We start from the raw sequence: 4,524 nt of genomic DNA, 5'->3' as shown, positions 1-4,524 counted from the left end.
GGGTGGTGGTCACCGCCGGGCCGGGAGAGGGGCCGCTGGCCCGGGCGGTGGCCGGGCGCTCCGGGCTGCCGCCGTCCGCGGTGCTCGGCGGCGCGGCGCCGCCGCCGTTCGACGAGCTGTGCGCGCTGCTGGCCGGCGCCCGCGCGCTGGTCTGCGGCGACACCGGCCCCGCCCACCTGGCCACCGCGCTGGGCACCCCGTCCGTCGTGCTGTTCGGACCGGTGGCGCCGCGGCTGTGGGGGCCGCCGCCCTCCCCGCTGCACCGGGCGCTGTGGCACGGCCGGTACGGCGACGGGGTGCGCCCCGGCGACGCGCACGGCGGCCGGCCCGACGAGCGGCTGCTGCGGATCACGGTGCCCGAGGTGCTGGCGGCGCTGGCCGGCCTGCCCGGGCCCGCCGCGGCGCCCCCGCCCGCGCCGCTCACCCTCGGCGGTACGGCCTGAGGGCCCGCCCGTACCGCACCTGGCCCCCGGCCGCCCCGCCCGGCCCGGTGCCCGTCCCGCACGGCCCCGGCCCGGTGCCCGTGCGCGCCCCGCCCGCCGACGCTCCGCGCCCGTACGCGCTCCGTCCGCACCTCCGCGCTCCGCACCCGTAAGGCCGCCCGGTCCGCCTCCGGTCCGCGCGGCGGGCGCCGGTCACTCCTCGGCGCGGGCCCGGCTGGGCTGGACCCGCTTCGGCTCGCCCTTCATCTTCGGGTGCTCCGGCGGGTAGGGCAGGTCGCCCAGGCCGTGCTCGCGCTCGTCGCGGTCGGCGAGGTCCAGGGCGGCCTCCAGCCGGCGGGGGGCGCCGTCCATGTCCGCGTGCACGTCGCCCGCCTCGGCGTAGCGCCCCGGCATCGAGGCCAGGTCGAAGTCCTCCGGGCGGGCGTCGGGCACCTCCTCCCAGCGCAGCGGCGCGGAGACGGGCGCGTGCGGGCGGGGCCGCACGGAGTAGGCGCTGGCGATGGTCCGGTCGCGGGCGGTCTGGTTGTAGTCCAGGAAGACCTTCTCGCCGCGCTCCTCCTTCCACCACTTGGTGGTGACCCGCTCCGGCGCCCGCCGCTCCAGTTCCCGCGCGACGGCGATGGCGGCCCGGCGCACCTGAGTGAAGGTCCACCGCGGCTCGATGGGCACGAAGACGTGCAGGCCCCGGCCGCCGGAGGTCTTCGGCCAGCCGGGCCCGAGGCCCAGCCCGTCCAGCACCGCGCGCAGCTCCCCGGCCGCGTGCACGGCGTCGGCGTACCCGGTGCCCGGCTGCGGGTCGAGGTCCAGGCGCAGCTCGTCGGGGTGGTCGGTGTCGGCGCGCCGCACCGGCCACGGGTGGAAGGTCAGGCACCCCAGGTTCGCCGCCCACGCCACGGCGGCCGGCTCGGTGGGGCAGATCTCGTCGGCGTGCCGCCCGCTGGGGAAGGAGATCCGGCCCGTGGGGATCCAGTCGGGCAGGTTCTTCGGCGCCCGCTTCTGGAAAAACGATTCTCCGGCGACGCCGTCCGGGTAGCGCTCCAGCGTCGTCGGCCGGTCCCGCAGGGCGCGCAGCGCCCCGTCGCCGACCGCCGCGTAGTAGCGGACCACGTCCAGCTTGGTGAACCCCCGCTCGGGGAAGTACACCTTGCCCGGGTTCGACACCCGCACCGTGCGCCCGCCGACATCCACCTCAGCCGTCTCCGCCATGGCTCCACGGTAGGCCCGGTCCGACCCGTCCCGCCTGCCCTGCGGTGCCCGGCAGGCGCCCGGCGCGCGCCCCGCCCGCCGCCTCCCGGCGGGCGGCCCGGCCGCGCCGGTCACACAATCGGGATCATGGACCTTCCGGTGATGCCCCCGGTGCTGCCGATGCTGGCCAAGCCCGCCGCCGCCATCCCGCCCGGCATGCGCTACGAGGCCAAGTGGGACGGCTTCCGCGCCATCGTCTTCCGGGACGGCGACGAGGTGGAGGTCGGCAGCCGTACGGGCAAGCCGCTGACCCGCTACTTCCCGGAACTGGTCGCCGCCCTGCGGGCCAACCTGCCGCCCCGCTGCGTGGTCGACGGCGAGATCGTCATCGTCCGCGGCGCCCGGCTGGACTTCGACGCCCTGCTGGAGCGCATCCACCCGGCCGACTCCCGGGTGCGGCAGCTCGCCGCGGCCAGCCCGGCGAGCTTCGCGGCCTTCGACCTGCTGGCCCTGGGCGAGGTGTCGCTGATGGAGGCGCCGCTGACCGTGCGGCGGGACGCGCTTCAGGAGGCGCTGCGGCCGACCGCCGCCCCGGTGTTCGTCACCCGCTCGACCGACGACGCGGCCCTGGCCCGCGAGTGGTTCGAGCGCTTCGAGGGCGCGGGTCTGGACGGCGTGGTCTGCAAGCGGCCGTCACTGGGCTACCGGCCCGGCGAGCGGGTCATGGTGAAGGTCAAGCACGAGCGGACCGCCGACTGCGTCGTGGCCGGGTACCGGTGGCACAAGTCCGGGCCGGTCGTCGGCTCGCTGCTGCTCGGCCTGCACGACGCGGCGGGCCGGCTGCAGCACGTGGGCGTCAGCGCCTCCTTCCCGATGCGCCGCCGCCAGGAGCTCGCGGCCGAGTTGGAGCCGCTGCGCATGCCGTCGGCCGCGGGCCACCCGTGGGCCGACTGGGCGGACGAGGAGGCCCACGCGCACGCCCGCATGCCGGGTGCGCCGAGCCGCTGGTCGCAGGGCAAGGACCTGTCGTGGGTGCCGCTGCGGCCCGAGCGGGTGTGCGAGGTGGCGTACGACCACATGCAGGGCGACCGCTTCCGGCACACCGCCCGGTTCCGCCGCTGGCGGCCCGACCGGGAGCCGCAGGAGTGCACCTACGCGCAGCTGGAGGAGCCGGTGCGCTACGACCTGCGCGACGTGCTCGGCGGTTAGGGCGCGTTCCGGCGGCCTCAGCGCTCCCGGGCGCCGCGGGTGCGCGAGCGGTTCGCCTTGCGGATGGCCTCCAGCAGGTCGGACTTGCTCATCCGCGAGCGCCCGTCGATGTCCAGGCGCTTGGCCACGTCGTACAGGTGCTGCTTGCTGGACTGCTCGTCCACGCCCTCGCCGCTGCGCCCGCCGGCCTGCCGCGGCCGCGCCGAGCGCGGGTCGGACGGGCCCCGGCGGCCCTTCTCCTTGCGCTCCCAGTGGTCGCCGACCTTCTCGTACGAGTGCTTGAGGGCGCCGAAGGCCACGCGGTGGGCGCGCTCGCCCTCGCCGTACTGCTCCACGGCCGAGTCGTGGGCCTTGATCCAGGTGCGCTGCGCGTCCTGCGGCGAGCGCTCCAAGGTCGAGGGCAGCTCCTGACGTCCAGGCATGATCACTCACCTCCGTGCGGCCGGGTGCCCGCCGCCCGCCCGCCGAAACGCCGGTCAGGCCGGTCAGGCGTGGGCGAGGAGGTCCTTGCGCAGCTCGCCGTAGAGCCGGGAGAGCCAGCGGGAGATGTGCATCTGCGAGAAGCCGAGGATGCCGCCGATCTGGCTCTGCGAAAGGCCGGCGAAGAAGCGCAGGTAGAGCACGTACTGGTCCTGCTCGGGCAGGTTGGTGATGAGGGAGCGCAGCGCCTCCCGGTTGACCACGCCCTCGATCGCCGCGTCGTCGGCGCCCATCGTGTCGCCGAGGTAGCGCTCCTCGGTGCCCTGTAGCGCGGCGTTGAGGGACAGCGGGGTGCAGGAGGCGCTGGCCTCCAGACCGAGCCGTACGTCCTCCTGCGGCATGCCGGTGCGGGAGCAGATCTCGCCCAGGGTGGGGCTGCGGCCGCCGAGTTCCTGTTCCAGGGCGTCGAGCGCCGAGCGGGTGCGGGCCCGCACCTCCTGGATGTTGCGCGGTACGTGCAGGGTCCACAGGTAGTCGCGGAAGTGCCGCTTCAGCTCGCCGACGATCACCGGGATCGCGTAGCTGGGAAAGGCGTGGCCGAGTTCGGGGTCGTAGCGGTCCACGGCCTTGACCAGGGCCAGCGACGCGACCTGGGTGAGGTCGTCCATGTTCTCGCCCTTGTTGCGGAAGCGCAGCGCGAGGCGCTTGGCGACCGGCAGCCAGGCGCAGATGATCGACTCGCGCAGCACGTCGTGCTCCCGTCCCGGGGGGAGCCGGGCCAGGCGCAGGAAGTCCCCCTCGGTGTCAGGAGTGTCGTCGTGGCGCCGACGGCGAGTCGCGGCTGGTGACATGGGTCCCTCTTCTTCCGTGGTCCGATGTCATGGCGTCCTGGCGGCCATCGCGGCGTTGTTCGCCCCTTTCGGGTGATCCACAACCAGTCGGAACCAGATTTGCACGAGGTGATGCATGTCGCAATTTGGGCTAATCGCGTCATATTGACCAGTGTGCGACACGATCGGCGGCACCGCCGCCGCGGCATCCCGCCCGTGACGCGGCCGCCCCGCACGGCGCGGGGGCCGTACGGGGCGGAAGGTGCCGGGCCGCGCGGGCCCGGGTCCTCGGAGCTACGTCACCGGCTCCGGGGGCGGTGCCGGATCCGGCACCGGATCGGGGCCGGGCGGCCTGGGCACCGGGTCGGGCGCGGGCCCGGGCGGCGGGCCGGGCGGGGGGACCGGCGGCGACGGGGGAACCGGGGTCGGCCCCGGCG

The 4,524-nt window shown here is 75.9% G+C and carries 5 protein-coding genes; 2 read left to right on the top strand and 3 right to left on the bottom strand.

Features of this window, described 5'->3' with window-relative positions; genetic code table 11:
* Positions 1–443 (top strand): glycosyltransferase family 9 protein (locus RKE29_RS28170; protein WP_312008512.1); only part of this gene is annotated, 443 nt, incomplete at its 5' end.
* A gap of 192 nt (positions 444–635) precedes the next feature.
* Here the strand turns inward: RKE29_RS28170 and ligD are convergent.
* The gene (gene ligD, locus RKE29_RS28165; protein WP_312008511.1) at positions 636–1,649 is read right to left on the bottom strand and encodes a non-homologous end-joining DNA ligase; all 1,014 of its coding nucleotides are present in this window, start codon (positions 1,647–1,649) and stop codon (positions 636–638) included.
* 126 nt (positions 1,650–1,775) lie between these two features.
* On the opposite strand from ligD, the gene RKE29_RS28160 reads away from it, so the two are divergent.
* A complete protein-coding gene (locus RKE29_RS28160) occupies positions 1,776–2,837 on the top strand; it encodes an ATP-dependent DNA ligase (protein WP_312008510.1) in 1,062 nt (353 codons plus the stop codon).
* Between the two features lie 17 nt (positions 2,838–2,854).
* Here the strand turns inward: RKE29_RS28160 and RKE29_RS28155 are convergent, their stop codons facing one another.
* Both RKE29_RS28155 and RKE29_RS28150 read right to left on the bottom strand, forming a co-directional pair.
* A complete protein-coding gene (locus RKE29_RS28155) occupies positions 2,855–3,259 on the bottom strand; it encodes a ChaB family protein (protein WP_312008509.1) in 405 nt (134 codons plus the stop codon).
* Positions 3,260–3,322: 63 nt separating this feature from the next.
* Positions 3,323–4,108, bottom strand: coding sequence for a sigma-70 family RNA polymerase sigma factor (locus RKE29_RS28150; RefSeq protein ID WP_312008508.1), 786 nt, complete (start codon positions 4,106–4,108; stop codon positions 3,323–3,325).
* Positions 4,109–4,524 lie beyond the last annotated feature (416 nt).

It is taken from the genome of Streptomyces sp. B1866, assembly GCF_031932565.1.
Taxonomy (GTDB): domain Bacteria; phylum Actinomycetota; class Actinomycetes; order Streptomycetales; family Streptomycetaceae; genus Streptomyces.
Note: the sequence above shows the minus strand (reverse complement) of the source record. Positions and strands in the feature narration are given on the sequence as shown.